The sequence below is a fragment of the Natrinema thermotolerans genome (assembly GCF_031165565.1).
In the GTDB taxonomy this organism is placed as follows: domain Archaea; phylum Halobacteriota; class Halobacteria; order Halobacteriales; family Natrialbaceae; genus Natrinema; species Natrinema thermotolerans.
Genome location: NZ_CP101873.1, coordinates 1,811,788 through 1,828,458, shown reverse-complemented (window position 1 = coordinate 1,828,458; position 16,671 = coordinate 1,811,788). Strand labels below are relative to the sequence as shown.

General features: G+C 66.6%; 18 protein-coding genes and 1 tRNA gene. 11 read left to right on the top strand and 8 right to left on the bottom strand.

Annotation, left to right across the window (positions count from 1 at the left end; translation table 11 throughout):
• Positions 1-4 precede the first annotated feature (4 nt).
• Both NP511_RS09445 and NP511_RS09440 read left to right on the top strand, forming a co-directional pair.
• Entirely contained in the window at positions 5-1,399 is a 1,395-nt protein-coding gene (locus NP511_RS09445) for a signal recognition particle protein Srp54 (protein WP_006648310.1), read from the top strand.
• Positions 1,400-1,512: 113 nt separating this feature from the next.
• On the top strand, positions 1,513-2,508 hold the full coding sequence (locus tag NP511_RS09440) for a hypothetical protein (RefSeq protein ID WP_049965379.1): 996 nt from the start codon (positions 1,513-1,515) through the stop codon (positions 2,506-2,508).
• Here the strand turns inward: NP511_RS09440 and NP511_RS09435 are convergent.
• Together NP511_RS09435 and NP511_RS09430 are read right to left on the bottom strand one after the other, a co-directional pair.
• On the bottom strand, positions 2,505-2,918 hold the full coding sequence (locus tag NP511_RS09435; protein ID WP_049965380.1) for an RNA-binding domain-containing protein: 414 nt from the start codon (positions 2,916-2,918) through the stop codon (positions 2,505-2,507). The genes NP511_RS09440 and NP511_RS09435 overlap by 4 nt on opposite strands.
• Complete coding sequence (locus NP511_RS09430) at positions 2,915-3,493, bottom strand: AAA family ATPase (RefSeq protein ID WP_006648307.1); 579 nt, start codon at positions 3,491-3,493, stop codon at positions 2,915-2,917. Before NP511_RS09430 ends, NP511_RS09435 begins: the two co-directional genes overlap by 4 nt.
• Positions 3,494-3,824: 331 nt before the next feature.
• On the opposite strand from NP511_RS09430, the gene NP511_RS09425 reads away from it, so the two are divergent.
• From NP511_RS09425 to NP511_RS09415, 3 genes are all read left to right on the top strand, one after another.
• The gene (locus tag NP511_RS09425; protein WP_233274329.1) at positions 3,825-4,181 is read left to right on the top strand and encodes a hypothetical protein; all 357 of its coding nucleotides are present in this window, start codon (positions 3,825-3,827) and stop codon (positions 4,179-4,181) included.
• A gap of 176 nt (positions 4,182-4,357) precedes the next feature.
• Positions 4,358-4,432, top strand: a tRNA-Arg gene (locus NP511_RS09420).
• 472 nt (positions 4,433-4,904) lie between these two features.
• On the top strand, positions 4,905-5,570 hold the full coding sequence (locus NP511_RS09415; protein WP_049965382.1) for a YIP1 family protein: 666 nt from the start codon (positions 4,905-4,907) through the stop codon (positions 5,568-5,570).
• Here NP511_RS09415 and NP511_RS09410 read toward each other — a convergent pair.
• The gene (locus NP511_RS09410; RefSeq protein WP_049965383.1) at positions 5,567-6,682 is read right to left on the bottom strand and encodes a glutamate--cysteine ligase family protein; all 1,116 of its coding nucleotides are present in this window, start codon (positions 6,680-6,682) and stop codon (positions 5,567-5,569) included. The two genes, NP511_RS09415 and NP511_RS09410, sit on opposite strands and share 4 nt — an antisense overlap.
• A 303-nt stretch (positions 6,683-6,985) precedes the next feature.
• Between NP511_RS09410 and NP511_RS09405 the strand changes: the two genes are divergently transcribed.
• From NP511_RS09405 to NP511_RS09395, 3 genes are read left to right on the top strand one after another with little or no spacing between them, the layout of a single operon-like run.
• Complete coding sequence (locus tag NP511_RS09405) at positions 6,986-7,591, top strand: NAD(P)/FAD-dependent oxidoreductase (RefSeq protein WP_006648303.1); 606 nt, start codon at positions 6,986-6,988, stop codon at positions 7,589-7,591.
• 48 nt (positions 7,592-7,639) lie between these two features.
• The gene (locus tag NP511_RS09400; protein ID WP_049965385.1) at positions 7,640-8,260 is read left to right on the top strand and encodes a VOC family protein; all 621 of its coding nucleotides are present in this window, start codon (positions 7,640-7,642) and stop codon (positions 8,258-8,260) included.
• Positions 8,257-8,898, top strand: a complete 642-nt coding sequence (locus tag NP511_RS09395; protein WP_049965386.1) for an alpha/beta hydrolase — start codon at positions 8,257-8,259, stop codon at positions 8,896-8,898. Before NP511_RS09400 ends, NP511_RS09395 begins: the two co-directional genes overlap by 4 nt.
• Before the next feature lie 33 nt (positions 8,899-8,931).
• Here NP511_RS09395 and NP511_RS09390 read toward each other — a convergent pair whose 3' ends face one another.
• Together NP511_RS09390 and NP511_RS09385 are read right to left on the bottom strand one after the other, a co-directional pair.
• Positions 8,932-9,351: a universal stress protein gene (locus NP511_RS09390; protein ID WP_006182934.1), complete on the bottom strand. Its 420-nt coding sequence runs from the start codon at positions 9,349-9,351 to the stop codon at positions 8,932-8,934.
• A 119-nt stretch (positions 9,352-9,470) separates the two neighbouring features.
• Positions 9,471-10,565 carry an aminopeptidase gene (locus tag NP511_RS09385; RefSeq protein WP_049965387.1) on the bottom strand — a complete coding sequence of 365 codons (1,095 nt, stop codon included), beginning with the start codon at positions 10,563-10,565 and terminating at the stop codon, positions 9,471-9,473.
• A gap of 125 nt (positions 10,566-10,690) precedes the next feature.
• On the opposite strand from NP511_RS09385, the gene NP511_RS09380 reads away from it, so the two are divergent.
• Positions 10,691-11,707, top strand: a complete 1,017-nt coding sequence (locus NP511_RS09380) for a threonine aldolase family protein (protein ID WP_049965388.1) — start codon at positions 10,691-10,693, stop codon at positions 11,705-11,707.
• 20 nt (positions 11,708-11,727) lie between these two features.
• Here NP511_RS09380 and NP511_RS09375 read toward each other — a convergent pair whose 3' ends face one another.
• Both NP511_RS09375 and NP511_RS09370 read right to left on the bottom strand, forming a co-directional pair.
• Positions 11,728-11,874 (bottom strand): DUF7859 family protein, encoded by a 147-nt coding sequence (locus NP511_RS09375; protein ID WP_006182931.1) that lies wholly within the window; start codon positions 11,872-11,874, stop codon positions 11,728-11,730.
• A 440-nt stretch (positions 11,875-12,314) separates the two neighbouring features.
• A complete protein-coding gene (locus NP511_RS09370) occupies positions 12,315-12,827 on the bottom strand; it encodes a metallophosphoesterase (RefSeq protein WP_049965389.1) in 513 nt (170 codons plus the stop codon).
• 149 nt (positions 12,828-12,976) lie between these two features.
• On the opposite strand from NP511_RS09370, the gene NP511_RS09365 reads away from it, so the two are divergent.
• Complete coding sequence (locus NP511_RS09365; RefSeq protein WP_049965390.1) at positions 12,977-13,921, top strand: cation diffusion facilitator family transporter; 945 nt, start codon at positions 12,977-12,979, stop codon at positions 13,919-13,921.
• 20 nt (positions 13,922-13,941) lie between these two features.
• On the opposite strand, the gene NP511_RS09360 is transcribed toward NP511_RS09365, so the two are convergent.
• Complete coding sequence (locus tag NP511_RS09360) at positions 13,942-14,352, bottom strand: hypothetical protein (protein ID WP_049965391.1); 411 nt, start codon at positions 14,350-14,352, stop codon at positions 13,942-13,944.
• Positions 14,353-14,502: 150 nt separating this feature from the next.
• Here NP511_RS09360 and NP511_RS09355 point away from each other — a divergent pair, with 150 nt between their 5' ends.
• A complete protein-coding gene (locus NP511_RS09355) occupies positions 14,503-16,671 on the top strand; it encodes an ATP-dependent DNA helicase (RefSeq protein ID WP_049965392.1) in 2,169 nt (722 codons plus the stop codon).

Genomic DNA, 16,671 nt, shown 5'->3' with positions numbered 1-16,671 from the left:
GCAAATGGTACTCGACGATCTCGGGAGTTCTCTGCGGGGCACCCTCGACAAGCTCCGCGGGAAGTCGCGACTCAGCGAGGAAGACATCGAGGAGATCGTCAAGGAGATCCAGCGATCGCTGCTCTCCGCCGACGTCGACGTCTCGCTCGTGATGGAGCTGTCGGACAGCATCAAGGAACGCGCCCTCGAGGAAGAGCCACCCGCCGGCACCCCCGCGCGGGACTTCGTCCTCCGGATCGTCTACGAGGAACTGGTCGATCTCATCGGCGACTCGACCGAACTGCCCCTCGAGGAACAGACCATCCTGCTGGCGGGGCTGCAGGGCTCCGGGAAGACGACCTCCGCGGCGAAGATGGCCTGGTGGTTCTCCACGAAGGGGCTGCGCCCGGCGGTCATCCAGACCGACACCTTCCGGCCCGGCGCGTACGACCAGGCCGAGGAGATGGCCGAGCGCGCGGAGGTCGAGTTCTACGGCAATCCTGACAGCGAAGACCCCGTCGAAATCGCCCGCAAGGGCCTCGAGGAGACGAGCGAGGCCGACGTTCACATCGTGGACACGGCCGGTCGCCACGCGCTCGAGGACGACCTGATCGACGAGATCGAGCAGATCGAGGGCGTCGTCGAGCCCGACACCTCCCTGCTCGTCCTCGACGCCGCGATCGGGCAGGGGGCCAAAGAGCAGGCCCAGCAGTTCGACGAGTCGATCGGGATCGACGGCGTCGTCATCACGAAACTCGACGGGACCGCGAAGGGTGGCGGCGCGCTGACTGCCGTCGACCAGACCGACTCCTCGATCGCCTTCCTCGGGACCGGCGAGGAGGTCCAGGACATCGAGCGCTTCGAGCCCGACGGCTTCATCTCGCGGCTGCTCGGGATGGGCGATCTCTCCCAGCTGGCCGAGCGCGTCGAGCGCGCGATGGAGCAGACCGAGATGGAGGAAGACGACTGGGACCCCGAGGACATGCTCCAGGGCCAGTTCACCTTGAACGACATGCAAAAGCAGATGGAGGCGATGAACAACATGGGGCCGCTCGATCAGGTCATGGACATGATCCCCGGGCTCGGCGGCGGGATCAAGGACCAGCTCCCCGACGACGCGATGGACGTCACCCAGGAGCGGATGCGGACCTTCAGCGTCATCATGGACTCGATGACCGACGCCGAAAAGGAGTACCCGAAGGCCATCGGTGCGAGCCAGATCCAGCGCATCGCCCGCGGCTCGGGCACCAGCGAGGAAGAGGTTCGGGAACTGCTCCAGCAGTACAAGATGATGGAACGCACCATCAAGCAGTTCCAGGGCATGGGCTCGGAGAAGGAGATGCAGCGCATGATGCAACAGATGCAACAGGGCGGCGGTGGCGGTGGCGGCGGGATGGGCGGCATGGGGCCGTTCGGGTAACGCCGCGCCCATCGACCCACTGCCACAGACCGCTCCGTCCTCGAATTCTAAGCGACATTGACACTCTCGGTGCCACTACGTTAATGCCCTTCTAGACGAACCCTCGAGTAGGAATGAATCGTCGGCAGTATCTCGCTCGGACCGGCGCGGCCGGTGCGAGCCTCGCGACCGTGACGGCGCTTTCCGGTTGTCTTGACGCCCTCGAGGAGTCGTCGGACGAGACCGACATCGAGGTCGCCGATCGCAGCGGCCAGCGGGCGCTCGACCGGGCCGCCGGAAACCTGAACAAGGCGGCCCAGCAACTGGACGAAGTCGAGGGGTTCGAGGACCCCGAAACCATCGAGTTCGACTCGACGCAAGCCCGAGAGTACCTCTCGGACGCACGAAACTACCTCGAGACCGCCGCGTCCGAACTGGGCGACGATCGGTCGGCCGATCTCGAGACCATCCGCGCGTACGCGTCCGTCCTCGAGGGACTGGTCTCGGTGACGGTGACCGTCACGGACGATACGATCGAGGACGATATCGACGAGGTCACCGCCGCGGTCGAAGAAAACGGGGACATCGAGGGCGCGAACCAGACGGTCGACGACCGCCACCGGACGGTCGTTTCGGCCGCCGATCGACACGCGCAGGTTCGAGAGACCGTACAGTCGATCGACGGCGAGCGGCTCGCCGCGCTCGCCGGCACCGAGATCGCCGATCTCGAGGACGGCGTGACGACCCTCGGAGACGTGGTGACGTCGCTCGAGACGCTGACCGGGGCCTACGATTCGATGCTGGATCTCGAGACGGGATACGGCGCGCTCGAGGACGGCCGAACGCACCTGGATAACGAGCAGTTCGGAGCGGCACAGGAGTCCTTCGAAACCGCCGAAGCGACCTTCGGCGACACGCTCCAGCGTCTCGAGGACGGGACCGAGAACGCGCCGGACGGACTCGCCGACTACTTCGAGACGGCTCGGTGTCAGAACGAGCATCTCGCGGCGGCGTCGGGGCACTTCGCCGACGCGGCGGCGGCGGCCGAGGACGGCCGCTATCGGACCGCGAGACGAAAGCGGACCGACGGCGAGGCGGCGCTCGACGACGTCGGCGACTGTACGAACTAGGCGTCGACCGGCCGCCCGTCTTCGGTCGGCGGCGCGATATGGTCGACGTACTCCTCGAGGCTGGGTTCCTCGACGCGGACGCGAACGGCTATCTCGCCGAGTTCGTCGGGTTTGCCCACCGAGAAGTTGATGTAGTCCTCGAAGGCCGCCTGCTTTTTCAGCGCGAAGGTGAAGGTGTCGCCCTCGCGATTGGCGAAGAACTCGCCGCGGGCAGTGTCGAGGATCTCCTGTTGGTGGAGCAGGTCCGAAAAGTGATCGAGGGCGTGGGCCTCGCCGCGGACTTCGCCGAACTCCTCCTCCAAGTCGGCGTTGGGGAAGATATTGGCCACGGCGTCGACCACTCGGTTCGTGACTTCGGTGTCGTAGATCGGTGCCGTGATCTCGACGTCGACGCGGTAGATCTCGCTCATGGGTCGGCTTCGGCCTCGGCGGGTTTCCCGTCGTCGGTTCGGATCACCGACCGGATCGACTCGTGGAAGGCCGCCAACGAGTCGGTGTTCTCGACGACGACGTCGGCCCGGTCCATCGCGTCGTCCATCCCGAAGCCCCGTTCGCGTTCGTCACGCGCCGCGAGGCTCTCGCCGCCGTCGGCCTCGCCTGCGTCCCGGCCGCGCTCGTCGATCCGCTCGGCCCGAGTCTCGAAGGGGGCCTCGATACTGACCAGCGTGAACGCGTCGCCGAACCGCTCCTCGAAGACGTCGACCTCGACGTCCGAGCGGATCCCGTCCACGAGGACGGTGTCGTGGTCCTCGAGGCGGTCCTCGATCATCGGGAGCGACCGCTCGGCGATGGCCGTCGGGCCGTTCTCCTCGCGCAGCGCCTGCGCGACCGTGCCGTGGTCCTTCGCGGGGTCGAGCCCGCGGTCGGCCGTCTCCTGGCGAACGACGTCGCCCATCGTCACTACGGGAATCCCGTCCTCGCGTGCGACGGTGGCCGCCTCGCCCTTGCCGCTGCCGGGGAGTCCCACCGTTCCGATGACGTGCATCGAGCCCACGTACCGGCGAGACGGGCATAAACGCTGTGTTCGCCGTTCGGCCGTCCGTTGTTTCCCTGCAACGGTTTTGCAGCCGCCAATTGCCACGCTGGGAACCGCCTCGGTGGCCGCTCGAGGCGGGGTCGGCGTGATCCGGCCTCGCTCGATGTCGGGCGCTTATGCGGGTGCTATCGGTCGGTTTGCCTGCGTCGAAACGATTATCTCGCCGGTAGCGACTCGCCCGCTCGCTCGAACTCGAGATAATTCAGGTGAACGCTGACTGATCGATGAAACGGAACTACGTCGTTATGTGGCTGTCCGTCGCGGAGACTGGTGTCGCACGATGACAGACACGCCACTCAACAGGCGGCGATTCACGGCCGGACTCGGTGCCGGACTGGTCGCCGCGGTCGCAGGATGTATGGACGACGGCGAATCCAGCGAGGCATCGCCGAGCGACGACTCGGACGGACCGAGCGATGGAGCCAACGACACCAACGGTCTCGGGCCCGATGACTCCGCGGACAACGGGTCCGACGGCAATATCGGAAACGGGTCCGCTGGCGGAATCGGAAACGAATCCGACGACGGAACCGATAACGAGTCCGACGATATGGGCGCGGACAACGAGTCCACTACCGACTCGACCGACGACTCGACGGAAAACGGGAGCGACGACGGTTCGGAGATCGATTACTGACGTCTCTCAGCGGCGTCGGTCACGTGGTTCAGGAGCGCTTCTCTTTTTTCCGTCGAGTCGACGAATAGCTCCGGCGACTCGTCGTCGAGTTTCGTTCCCGGACGGGCTCGAAGCAGGCTCGACTGCGACCGGAAACCCCAACTGCTTATACCGTTTCGCCGCCGACTCGGACTCGAGGGCGCGTAGCTCAGTCCGGAAAGAGCGTCGGACTTCTAATCCGACGGTCGTGGGTTCAAATCCCATCGCGCCCGTGCAGCGAACGAAGTGAGCGAACTGGCACGTGGGATTAAAGGAGGGAACGGCGAGCGATAGCGAGCCGTTCGCGTGGTTCAAATCCCATCGCGCCCTGGTTCTCGCCGGACTCGTCGCCGATCGCCGACGCTCGAGCGCGCTCTCCGAGGCGGTAGCCGAGACGGTTTGGTCGAAAATATACATCTAGTGACTGGTTCCGGTACACTAATGTCGGCAACTAACGTTATATACGGCGTCGGCAGCGCCGGCCGAACGGCACTACAGGGGATACGGGGGACACGGATCATCGCCACACGACGATCATTCCCCACTGCCGACTGTGTACACCCTTCGATACCCGACGAACCCTCGCCAGCGACTGCCTTTCTCGCATACGATTTCGTCACACCGATCGTGAATGGGCGATACCGGTCCGTCCGCGCTCGTCCTCGAGCCGGAACGCATGAATAGTCGGAGCAACGACACGACGGCATGACCGGTCGCTTGCGACGACTCCTCATCGAGCCCGCGGCGTTTTTCGACGCCGAGTCGCCCTCGCTGTCGCGGTCGGGCGGCGTGTTGCTGGCCGTCGGGGTGGTCTCGCTGGGAATCGTCCCGCCGGTCGTCTCGCTGTTGCGGTCGCCAGTGATCCCCGACGACGTGGTCCTCGATGCGTTTCCGTCGTTGCGATACGTCACGACCGGCTGGGAGGTGTCCGTTCCCGGTGTCGTCGGCCTCCTGGTCGGGGCCCTACTGGCGATGCCGGTACTCTTCTGTCTCCTGTTCGCGGCGTTGTTTTACCTGCTCTCGTGGCCGGTCGCGAGCGAACGGGGATTCGGCCGGACCGCCGGACTCGTCGCCTGGGGGTTCGTCCCGCAACTGGTCGCGAACGTCCCGGCGATCGCCGCCCTCCTCGTCGCATTCCCATCGACGCCGACCGAGGTCTGGGCCCTCGGAATGACCGTCCCCGCCCGGGTCTACGCGTCACCGCCCGCGTTCGATCCGCTGTTCGCCACGGTGACCGCCGTCGGCGTGATCTGTACGCTCTGGTCGGGCTACCTGTGGGCCCACGCCGTCGCGGCCGCTCGCGGACTGTCGCTCCGGCAGGCGATCGCCGTCGTCACCGTGCCGACGATCCTCGTTCTCGGCCCGATCTAGGGCGCTCGAGCCCGCCGCCGCTCGAGGTCGGCCTCGAGCCGGTCGGCGGCCCGGAGTCGCAGGCGTTTCGCCTCCCGGTCGGTGAGCCGTCCGTCGGGCATGTGATCGGCGATCGGGTCGTAGTCGGCGGGAGTGAATCCGAGCCCGCGCAGGTAGTGGCGGACGCCCGTGCCCTCGAGGCCGTCGCGGATGGCCGCGTCGGTGACCGACTCGACGGTGTCGAACGCGGGGAGCCGGAGGGGCTCGTCGGCCGCGTTCGAGTCGACGATTGCGTCGGACGCCGTCCGCGATCCGGATCCGTCGTCGACGACCGTTCCGTTCGCGTCGGCGCGGGCGACGACCGACCGGACCTCGCTCGCGAGGCGTAGCACCTGACTCGGCAGGGCCGCGTCGGGTGAGCGCCACTCGACCGTTGGCATCGCTTTGCGAAGGCGAACCGGGTTCCAGGCCGCCTCGTGGGGGTCGAACGCCTCGTCGAACCGGGCCGGATCGACGCCGCGCTCGAGCGCGCGCTCCCGGAACGTCTCGTAGTCGGCCTCGAGCCGCCGTTCCCAGTCGGCGACGCTGTCGACGTAGGGTCGCAGCTGGCCCTGTTCGGGACAGGGCCCGTAACACGAGCGCCGGTAGAGGAACGGCCGGGCACACTGGTGGAGCCGCTCGCCGCGGTAGTGCGAGGCGCTGGTCACCAGCGCGAAGGCCGGATCGATCGCGGTCAGGGCGTTGAGCTGGTCAGCGACGCTGGACTGCTCGATGTGGAGGTGGGTCCCGGCACAGACCCGGGCGTCGTCGAACGTCGGGCCGACGATCCGCCGCTGGAGGTCGGTGGCCGCCGTCTCGCGGTACGGGACCTCGGCGGGCGAGGCCGACAGCGGCGTCGCCAGCGGGACGAGCCGTTTGTCCTGTCGGCGTGCCGCGTCGGCGACCCGTTCGATTCGGCCGAGCAACTCCTCGCGGAGTTCGGGCATCGACTCGCAGGGCGTCGTCTTGATTTCGAGCATCGGCTCGACGAACTCGGGATCGACTCCCGGCGAGACGTCGAGCAGCGTCTCGGGCGCGACGAGGTCGCCGTCCGTATCGACGACCCAGTACTCTACCTCGAGGCTGGTTTTCATGGATGTCTCCGTTGGAGCGTTCCGAATGGCCCTCGAGCAAGCCGTCACTGGGCCACGTTAGTCGGGGACGATCGACGACCGAGTTTCGTGGGAACTCGGGTCGGCCGGACCGGTACCCCGTCGTCTCCTGTTGGATCCGCCGCTACGCCCGACTAATGCGAAGGGGTTGAGCCTGCGGCTGCTGGCAGTGATAGGTGGTACCGCCTCTCCTGAAACCCGTTCGTCCCCACTGACATCGGTGTTACGTGGTGGCCCGCGGGTTGCTGCTGGGTTTATACCGCTGGTAACACAATGTGACTACACATGAGCGACGAAGCGACTGCAGACGCGTCAGTGATCGTAGTCGGCGGCGGCCCCGCCGGACTGAGTGCGGCGCTGTTCACCGCGAAGAACGGCCTCGAGACGACGGTGTTCGACACCGACGGAACCTGGATGCACAAGGCCCACCTGTTCAACTACCTGGGCATCGGCTCGGTCGGCGGCAGCGAGTTCATGGCGACGGCCCGCCAGCAGGTCGACGACTTCGGTGCCGAGCGCCGACAGGGCGAGGAAGTGACTGCCGTGAGCGAGTCCGGTGACGGCTTCTCCGTCGAAACAGACGACGGCGAGTACGAGGCGGACTTCGTCGTCCTCGCGACGGGCGCGAACCGCGACGTCGCCGAAGACCTCGGCGTCGACTTCGCCGAGGACGGCACCGTCGACGTCGGCGTCGAGATGGAGACCAGCCTCGAGGGCGTCTACGCGACCGGCGCGATGGTCCGCGCCGAGGAGTGGCAGGCGGCAATCGCCGTCGGCGACGGTGCCGCCGCGGGACTGAACATCCTGTCGGCAGTCAAGGGCGAACACTACCACGACTTCGACGTCCCCGCCGACGCCGAGCGCCTCTTCGGCGAACAGCTCGCGGAGTAATCCGACCGACCCGGCCGCGGGACCGACCCGATACCCGATTCAGCTACCATGTCCGACGACCCAATCAATCCAGTCACCGCCGAACTACCCGACAGCCCCGTCCACACCACGGGGACCGACCACATCACCATCTGGGGCTCCAACGAGGAGGACACGATCGAGTTCTATCAGGACTTGCTCGGAATGCCGCTGGTGCTTCGCCAGCCGAACCTCGATGATCCGTCCCAGACCCACCTGTTCTTCGACACGGGCGACGGCCGCATCCTGACGTTCTTCGTCAGCGACGACCGTGCCTCCGCCCGCGGCCAGCGTGCCGGCGTCGGCGCGGTCCATCACCTCTGTTTCAGCGTCGACCCCGACGAGTACGAGGAGACGATGCAGGCCTTAGAAGACGCCGGCCACGGCTACAACGTCTTCGACCGCGGCATCTTCCACTCGATCTATACCCGCGACAACAACGGGCTCGTGATCGAACTCTCGACGGACAAATACGAGATCCCCGACGACCGCCGCGGCGAGGTCTTAGCGAAGGCACAGCAACTCCGCGAGGACGACGGCGCCGACTACGCCAAGGACGAACACCTCCGCGGCGCGATCGAAGCGCTCGGCCTCGAGGTGATCGAACACGATCTGCCCGAGGCCAGCTCGGGCGTCGGTGGTGTCGAATGAGCGCCGACGGCCCCCATCAGGGCCAGCCGCTCGTGACCGGTGGAACCGATCTCGCCGACGCCGAGGCTGTGCTGGTGCTGACCCACGGTCGCGGGGCAACCGCACAGGGGATGCTCCAGTTGGCCGACGAGATCCACCGTGAGGGCGTCGCCTTCCTCGCGCCGCAGGCGGCCCGCAAGACCTGGTACCCGAACTCGTTTCTGGCACCGGTCGAGCGCAACGAGCCCGGCCGGACCTCCGGCCTGGGGGCGATCCGCCACGCCATCGACGAGGCCACCGGTGCCGGCGTCCCCACCGAGCGGATCATGCTGGTCGGCTTCTCGCAAGGGGGCTGTCTCGCCAGCGAATACGTCGCGCGCAACCCGCGCCGCTACGGCGGACTGGCCGCCCTCAGCGGCGGCCTCATCGGCGAGGAACTCGACGACGAGTATCCCGGCGACCTCGAGGAAACCCCCGTTTTCCTCGGCTGTAGCGACGTCGACCCACACATCCCCGAGAAGCGGGTCCACGACACGGCCGCGGTCCTCGAGTCGATGAACGCCGACGTGACAACGCGGCTCTACGAGGGGATGGGTCACGGGGTCAACGAGGACGAACTCGAGTTCGTCGCCGGAATGGTCGCCGAACTGCTCGACTGAGTCGACGGGCTCGACTCTCCGGTTCGAATCGCGTCAGCGGATGACGGTCACGGGGACCGGCGAGCGGCGGACGATCTTTTCGGCGACGCTTCCCAGGAGGACTCGAGAGAGCCCCTCCCGGCCGTGGCTGCCGATGATGATGTGATCGATCTCGTCGTTTTCGTCCGCGAACGAGACGATCTCGCGGGCGGGGTCGCCGACGGTGGTCTCGGTCCGGAACTCCCTGTCGGGATCGCCGATCAACTCCGCGATATCCTTCGGGAGTTCCTTGGCGACTTTCTCCTCGCGTTCCCGAAACATCTCCTGTGCGAGTTTGATGCCGGCTCCGGTCGATCCCTCCGCCGCTTCGACGACGCGAATGAGGACGACCTCCTCGTCGGGATAGGTCGTAAACGCGTGTTCGACGGCGTCCTGTGCCGGTTCGGAACCATCGTAGGCGACGAGTACTGCCATACCTGTGGTCGGTCTTTCAGGAATATAAACCCGTCCGGTAGTTCCCGCCCGCTTTGCCCGCCACCGCTCGTGAAACACCGTCCGGAAAATCGGTCCGCTTTACCCGTTGCTTGCCGTCCCTACGCGTCGAAGCCGTCTTCGAACCGGAAGGTGCCGTTCCGCTGGACTACTTCGCCGTCGACTTCGATGAACGAATCGTCGCTCATGTCGACGATCATGTCGACGTGGACCGCCGAATCGTTGGCCTCGTTGCCCTCGCCGACGGTATCGTCGTAGGCGCGGCCGACGGCCATGTGGACCGTATCGCCCATCTTCTCGTCGAACAGCATGTTGTAGGTGAACTGGTCGATGTCGCGGTTCATTCCGATACCGAGTTCACCGAGTCGGCGCGCGCCGTCGTCCGTGTTGAGGACCTCCGTCAGGACGTCTTCGTTTTTCGCCGCCGAGTGGTCGACCACTTCGCCGCCCTCGAACTCGAGGTAGACGTCCGTGATCTCCCGGCCCTGATGATAGAGCGGCATGTCGAACAGCACCTCGCCCTCGACGCTGTCGGGCTGAGGGGCAGTAAAGACCTCGCCGCCGGGCAGGTTGTGTTCGCCGTGGTCGTTCAGCGTCGGGTTCCCCTCGACCGACATCGTTACGTCCGTGGTATCGCCGCTGACGATCCGGACCTCCTCGGCGGGATCCATGATCTCGACCATGTTCTCCTGGTGTTCGCGCTGGGCGTCCCAGTCCTTGTTGACGGCGTCCCAGACGAAACGCTCGTACCCCTCGGTACTCATCTCCGCGAGCTGGGCGTTTGCGGGCGCGGGGTACTGCGTGAGACACCACCGCTTGGAGAGGCGCTCCTCGAGGATGGGGCGGTGGGCCTGTTGGTGGGCCGCTTGCGTTTCGGGGTCGACGTCGCTCGTCTGGGTCATGTTGTCCGTCGCGCGGATGGCGATGTAGACGTCGGTGTTCTCGACGAGCGCGAGTTCGTGGTCGGGCGTCTCGAACTCCTCGTCTGATGCGCGTAGGTACGCGCGTTGCTGGCGTTTTCCGGTTCGCTGGCTCGTCGTGATCGGGTTCGCGCCCCGATCGCCGATCACTTCGTGGAGGGCGACGACGAGGTCCTCGGCGACCGGATGGGCGTCGATGATGACGTTGTCGCCTTCCTCGAGGTCGACGGAGTGGTTGGCAATGATCTCGGCGTGTTCGCGAATGCGCGGGTCCATATCCCGACATTACTCCGGGAGGAAAAAAACGGTTCGTAATGGCGACCCCGTCATCTAGTGGTCCGTCGTTGGGTCGATCCGCCGCGAACAGGACGTATTTCACCCTCGATCCGGTAGCGAGTTTCATGATTGACTTCCGAAGCGATACCGTCACCACTCCCGACGAAGCGATGCGCGAGGCCGCCGCCACCGCCGCGGTCGGGGACGACGTCTACGGCGAGGACCCGACGGTGAACGAACTCGAGGCCCGCGTTGCCGACCGCCTCGGTACCGAGGCGGCGCTGTACTTTCCGACCGGGACGATGGCGAACCAGACCGCCGCCCGCGTCCACACCGAGCCCGGGCAGGAAGTGATCGCCGATCGGGAGAGCCACGTCGTCAAATACGAACTCGGCGGGCTGGCACAGCACTCCGGGCTCCAGCTCCGGACGCTCGACGCCGACCGCGGGGTTCCTTCGCCCTCGCGGGTCGACGCGGCAATCGTCGACGAGGACCTGCACCGCCCCGGCACCGGACTGTGCTGTCTCGAGAACACGCACAACGCCCGTGGCGGGCTCGCGATCGAACCCGAGGCGATCGCCGCGGCGGCTACGGCCGCCCGCGAGCGCGGCGTGTCAGTCCACCTCGACGGCGCGCGACTGTTCAACGCCGCGACGGCGCTCGACGTTTCCGTCGCCGAACTCGCGGCGCCGGTCGACTCCGTCATGGTCTCGCTCTCGAAGGGACTGGGTGCGCCCGTCGGTTCGATGCTCGCCGGCAGCGACGAGTTCGTCGAACGGGCCCGCCGGACGCGGAAACTGTTCGGCGGCGGGATGCGCCAGGCCGGGATCGTCGCCGGGCCGGCCCTCGAGGCGCTCGAGAACGTCGCCGATCTCGAGCGGGATCACGAGAACGCGCGGCAACTGGCCGCGGGACTCGACGACATCGACGGGTTCGACGTTCGAGAGCCCGAGACGAACATCGTCATCGCGGACGTCTCGGGGACGGGCGAGGCTCCGTCGACCGTCGTCGACCGCCTCGGTGAGCGGGACGTGCTGGCGTCGCCGTTCGGCCCGACGACGGTCCGGTTCTGTACGCACCGTGACGTCTCCCGCGGGGACATAGAGCGGGCGCTCGAGCGAATCGGCGACGAGTTCGCCTGATCGCGGCCGCGTCGTTTGTGCTACCGCTCGCCGCGCATCCCGTCTCGAAACTCCAGGACGGTCCGTCGCAGGAGGAGATACGAGAAGAAGACCAGCGACAGGAGGATGACGACGACCGCGATGATGACGGGATCGTCGGGGACGAGACCGGTCAGGGTGTCCAGCATACGCGGGCGGTACACTGTCAGCGTGGTTAATCGTTTCGACCTCGATCGGTCGTATCCGTACGGCTACGTACCTAACTAAAACTCGAGTTTCAGCTTGCGCCGACTATAACGTGGGCCGGCGCGTATCCCCGAATGCGCCTCGATCGCCGGCCCGCTGCCCTCCACGCCCGTTCGGGTCGGCTCGGGATCGAGGCCAGCTTCCCCTGACATCCGTTCCGATCATCCCCCGACCGCCCGCGGCCCGCTCCGTTCGACAGCCAACCGCCGCGGGCGGTCGTTTCCCACTGCTGGCCGTTCCGCCCTGGACCCCCTGACGCTTGCACTCCCACTGACCGGTTCGCTGTCTACACGCTTCTCTGTTTCGTCGCCCGCTGATTTACGCAAGATTCGAGGCGAACGCCTCGCCGTTCACGGCGGGGACGAAACCACCCGACTGGCGCTCATTCTCCCGCGAACGCCACTGTCTCGAGGACCGTCCCGTCGGGCTCGCGGATCTCCCCCTCGAGTCCCCCGCCGCGCTCCTCGAGGACGGCGAAGCCGGGCCGGTTTCCCCGCGGATCGGCGTGGCTGCCCGGATTCAGCAGGACGACGTCCTCGGTCTCGACGACCGTCGGCCGGTGGCTGTGCCCGAAGACGACGAGGTCAGCCCCGCGTGACCGGCCGAACATCGCGAGTCCCGTTTCACCCCCGTCCCGTCGGTGGGTCACCGCGATCCGAACGCCGCTCGCCTCGACGACCCGGGCCGTCGGCAGCCGGTCCCTGATCGCCATGCTATCGGCGTTGCCGTGGACCGCGAACAGGCGGTCACACTCGTCTCGAAACGCCTCGAGCGCCGCGTTGCTGGTGAAATCGCCCGCGTGGACGACGACGTCCGCCTCGCGCGCGGCGGTCAGGGCCGCGCCCTCGAGTTCGTGGCCCGTGCTGCTGTGGGTGTCGGAAAAGATCGCGATCATGGGCGGGCTTCGGTCGGCGCCGACAGGTGGCTTTCGGACGCGACCGACCGGCGGGCCGTCGGCCACGTCCCGTCCGTGGCCTCGAGCCCTGCCGGAACCGGCTCTAGAACGCCTTACATTTTAGGGACGCCCCTTCGTAGTCCCCGCCGATGGCCAGTAGCACCTCCGTCGTCCTCGCCGCCCTGTTCGCGAACGGCGCGATCGCGGTTCTCAAGTTCGGCGGGTATCTGTTGACCGGCAGTCCGGCGATGTTGTCGGAGACGTATCACTCCATCTCGGACACGGGGAATCAGGTCTTCCTGTTGGTCGGGATCAAGTACGGCGCGCAGGAAGCCAACCGGTCCCATCCGTTCGGCCACGGGAAAGCGCAGTTCTTCTACAGCCTGCTCGTCAGCGTCATGCTCTTTGGCATCGCCGGTTGGGAGAGCGCGCGCCACGGCTACGACGCCTTGACTCACGGCGGCGTCCACCGCGTCGCCGAAGACGTTACCCTGTTGGGTCAGACCTTCGATCCGGTCTACGTCAACTACGCCGTGTTGCTCGGCGCGATCGCCTTCGAGTCCTACGCGCTCTGGAAGGCCTATCAGGGGATCAGCCGCCAGATGGACGAGTACGGCTGGACGACCCTCCGCGAGGCCTTCGCAAAGACCAGCGACGTGACGACCCTGACCGCGCTCACCGAGGACACCATCGCGCTGGCCGGCGCGGGGATCGCCCTCTTCGGGATCTACCTCACCCGGACCACCGGGAACCCGATGTACGACGCCGCTTCCGCGCTCCTCATCGGGATCATGCTGATGGGCTTCGCCATCGCGCTCGCCTGGCAGAACAAGCGACTCATCCTCGGCGAGAGCCTGCCGAAAGAGGACGAGGACGAACTGCGCGAAATCGTCGCGGGCTGGGACGATGTCACCGAACTCGTCGACTTTCGGACCGTCTACTTCGGTGCCGAGGAACTGCTTGTCACCGCCGACGTTGCCTTCGAACCCGATCTCGATGCCGAGACGGTTGCCGAACGCATCACCGAGATCGAACTCGCGCTGATGGACCACGACGGGCAGGTACAGAAGGTCTACATCGAGCCCGAGACCTAGCTCGCGGTCGTCCGACCGCGCTATGCGTCGCGTTCGTCGTCCGTATCGTCGTACCCCGCGACCACCGTCGAGCCCGGCGGCCGATCGTTCAACACCGCCGTCACCGTCGTCTCCTCCAGGTCGACCGTCGACTCGAGCGGTTCCCAGCCCGCCTCCGTTTCCACGGCGACGGCCACGTCGGTCGGGCTCGCGCCGGCCGGCAGCCGCGAGGGGTCGTAGACGAGCGCGATCCGGACGGCCTCGATCGCCTTCAGGTCCTCGCACGCCACGAGGTCGACCGGGTCGGCCAGCGCATCGACCGGCGGTTCCGTGCCGCTCTTTCGGAGGGCGAACGCGTCCGGGACGACGCCGGCCACGAGGTCGACGCGGGCTCCCACCTGCTCGAGTGTATACTCGGCGACGGTACTGGAATCGTATCCGGGAATCGTCATACGGGAGGCAGGTACTCGAGACGTATGGCCCTGTAGCGCGCGTTCGCCGGCCGGGCCGGTCGGCGAGTTGGCAGGTATCGCGTCGGCGTTTAAAGGGACCGACGGAATCGAGACGAATCCTTTTATCGGAGCGCGAACCTATCCTCCCATGTGTCCGAAACCGGGTATATGCGCTTTTTCCCGTACGATCGGCCGTACGAGAACCAGCGCGAGGCGATGGACCGCATCCACAACGCCCTCCACCGGGGACAGGACGTCCTCTTCGAGGGGGCCTGCGGGACCGGCAAAACCCTCTCGTCGCTCGTCCCCGCCCTCGAGGTGGCTCGCGAGCAGGACAAGACTGTCGTCATCACGACCAACGTCCACCAGCAGATGCGTCAGTTCGTCGCCGAGGCCCGCGCGATCACCCGCGAGGAGTCGATCCGCACGGTCGTCTTCAAGGGGAAGGGCTCGATGTGTCACATCGACGTCGGCTACGAGGAGTGTCAGACGCTCCGGGACAACACCCGCGCCGTCGTCGACGCCGAGCAGGATCGCGAGCAACTCGAACGCCGCCAGCGCGAGTTGCTCGCCGAGAGTCAGGACGGCGACGGCTCGGCGGCCGACGCCCGCTCGGCGGTGATGGACGAACTCGAGGCCATCGAGGAGCGGCTCGAGGACCTCGGAGACCAGAACGTCTGTGACTACTACCGCAACAACCTGACCGAGGACACGGACGACTTCTTCGGCTGGCTCTTCGAGGACGTCCGCACGCCCGACGAGATCTACGAGTACGCCGAGCGGCAGGAACTCTGCGGGTACGAACTCCTCAAGGAGGGGATCGAGGGCGTCGATCTGGTCGTCTGTAACTACCACCACCTGCTGGATTCGACCATTCGAGAACAGTTCTTCCGGTGGCTGGGTCGCGACCCCGAGGACGTGATCGCCGTCTTCGACGAGGCCCACAACGTCGAGGACGCCGCCCGCGAACACGCGACCCGGACCTGCTCCGAGCGGACGTTCGAGTCGGCGCTCGAGGAGTTGGCCGACAGCGACGACCCGCGGGCCGAGGACGCCGCGAACGTCCTCTCGGCCTTCCACCGCGCGCTCGTCGAGATCTACGAGGACTCCTTTGGATTCGGTGATCGGGAGGGAGTCGGTGAGAACTGGACGGACGTCCCCATTGCCAACGACGACCGCAAGGACGATCTCACGCTCGAGTTCCTCCAGCGCTACTCGGGTCGGGGAATCGACGACGATCTGGAGGCGGCGATGAAGTTGGGCCAGGAGTTAGACGAGGAGTACGAGGAGGCCTATCGGGAGGGCGAGACGGCCACGCGAACGGAGTGTCAGACCCTCCAGGCAGCGGCCTTCGTCAGCGCGTGGATGACCGAGGGTTCGACGGAGGGGTTGTATCCGGTCGTCGCCGTCACCCGCGACGCCGGTACGGACGAAATATACGGTCGCGTGGAGCTGTACTCCTGTCTGCCCCGGCAGGTGACCGGCCAGCTCTTCGACGAGATCCACGCGACCGTCCTGATGAGCGCGACGCTCCAGCCGTTCGAGGTCACCGAGGACGTACTGGGAATCGAGGACGCGGTGTCGATGGCCTACGGTCTCCAGTTCGCCGAGGAAAACCGCCGAACGTTCGCCGTCGAGACGCCGCCGCTTTTCTCCTCGGATCGCGACGACCCCGCGGTCCAGGCGGACGTGACCGAGACGATCCACGACGCCGTGCGGATGACGCCCGGTAACACGCTGGCCTTTTTCCCCAACTACGGCGAGGCGAGCCGGTACGCCGACCGACTCGTCGGTCGGACCGACCGGACGGTATACGTGGACGAGCCGGGCCAGTCGGCCGAAGACCTCCGCCAGCAGTTCGTCGCGGACGACGGGGCGGTGCTGTGTACGTCGCTGTGGGGCACCCTCGCGGAGGGGGTGAGCTTCGACGGCGACGACGCCCACACGGTGTTGGTCGTCGGCGTTCCCTACCCCCATCTCGATGACCGGGCCGAGGCGGTCCAGGAGGCCTACGACGCGGCGTTCGACGGCACCGATACGGGCTGGCGCTACGCCGTCGAGTTCCCGACGATCCGCAAGACGAGACAGGCGCTCGGTCGGGTCATCCGGTCGCCGGAGGAAGTCGGGGTTCGCGCCCTGCTCGACCGGCGCTACTCCCGGCAGGCGAAGCCCGATCTGGGCAAGTACAGCGTCAACGGCATCTTCCCCCACGCGGAGCGGGAGGAGCTGATCGATATCGAGCCGGGAAAACTCAAGTTCGCGATGCTCAACTTCTACGGCGGCCACGACGCCTACGACGGCGAGCCGCCGACGCCCTGA

Bases quoted from the DNA above. Each gene is read 5' to 3' on its own strand.
- NP511_RS09445 (WP_006648310.1), top strand. From the start codon at position 5: ATGGTACTCGACGATCTCGGGAGTTCTCTGCGGGGCACCCTCGACAAG.
- NP511_RS09440 (WP_049965379.1), top strand. From the start codon at position 1,513: ATGAATCGTCGGCAGTATCTCGCTCGGACCGGCGCGGCCGGTGCGAGC.
- NP511_RS09435 (WP_049965380.1), bottom strand. From the start codon at position 2,918: ATGAGCGAGATCTACCGCGTCGACGTCGAGATCACGGCACCGATCTAC.
- NP511_RS09430 (WP_006648307.1), bottom strand. From the start codon at position 3,493: ATGCACGTCATCGGAACGGTGGGACTCCCCGGCAGCGGCAAGGGCGAG.
- NP511_RS09425 (WP_233274329.1), top strand. From the start codon at position 3,825: ATGACAGACACGCCACTCAACAGGCGGCGATTCACGGCCGGACTCGGT.
- NP511_RS09415 (WP_049965382.1), top strand. From the start codon at position 4,905: ATGACCGGTCGCTTGCGACGACTCCTCATCGAGCCCGCGGCGTTTTTC.
- NP511_RS09410 (WP_049965383.1), bottom strand. From the start codon at position 6,682: ATGAAAACCAGCCTCGAGGTAGAGTACTGGGTCGTCGATACGGACGGC.
- NP511_RS09405 (WP_006648303.1), top strand. From the start codon at position 6,986: ATGAGCGACGAAGCGACTGCAGACGCGTCAGTGATCGTAGTCGGCGGC.
- NP511_RS09400 (WP_049965385.1), top strand. From the start codon at position 7,640: ATGTCCGACGACCCAATCAATCCAGTCACCGCCGAACTACCCGACAGC.
- NP511_RS09395 (WP_049965386.1), top strand. From the start codon at position 8,257: ATGAGCGCCGACGGCCCCCATCAGGGCCAGCCGCTCGTGACCGGTGGA.
- NP511_RS09390 (WP_006182934.1), bottom strand. From the start codon at position 9,351: ATGGCAGTACTCGTCGCCTACGATGGTTCCGAACCGGCACAGGACGCC.
- NP511_RS09385 (WP_049965387.1), bottom strand. From the start codon at position 10,565: ATGGACCCGCGCATTCGCGAACACGCCGAGATCATTGCCAACCACTCC.
- NP511_RS09380 (WP_049965388.1), top strand. From the start codon at position 10,691: ATGATTGACTTCCGAAGCGATACCGTCACCACTCCCGACGAAGCGATG.
- NP511_RS09375 (WP_006182931.1), bottom strand. From the start codon at position 11,874: ATGCTGGACACCCTGACCGGTCTCGTCCCCGACGATCCCGTCATCATC.
- NP511_RS09370 (WP_049965389.1), bottom strand. From the start codon at position 12,827: ATGATCGCGATCTTTTCCGACACCCACAGCAGCACGGGCCACGAACTC.
- NP511_RS09365 (WP_049965390.1), top strand. From the start codon at position 12,977: ATGGCCAGTAGCACCTCCGTCGTCCTCGCCGCCCTGTTCGCGAACGGC.
- NP511_RS09360 (WP_049965391.1), bottom strand. From the start codon at position 14,352: ATGACGATTCCCGGATACGATTCCAGTACCGTCGCCGAGTATACACTC.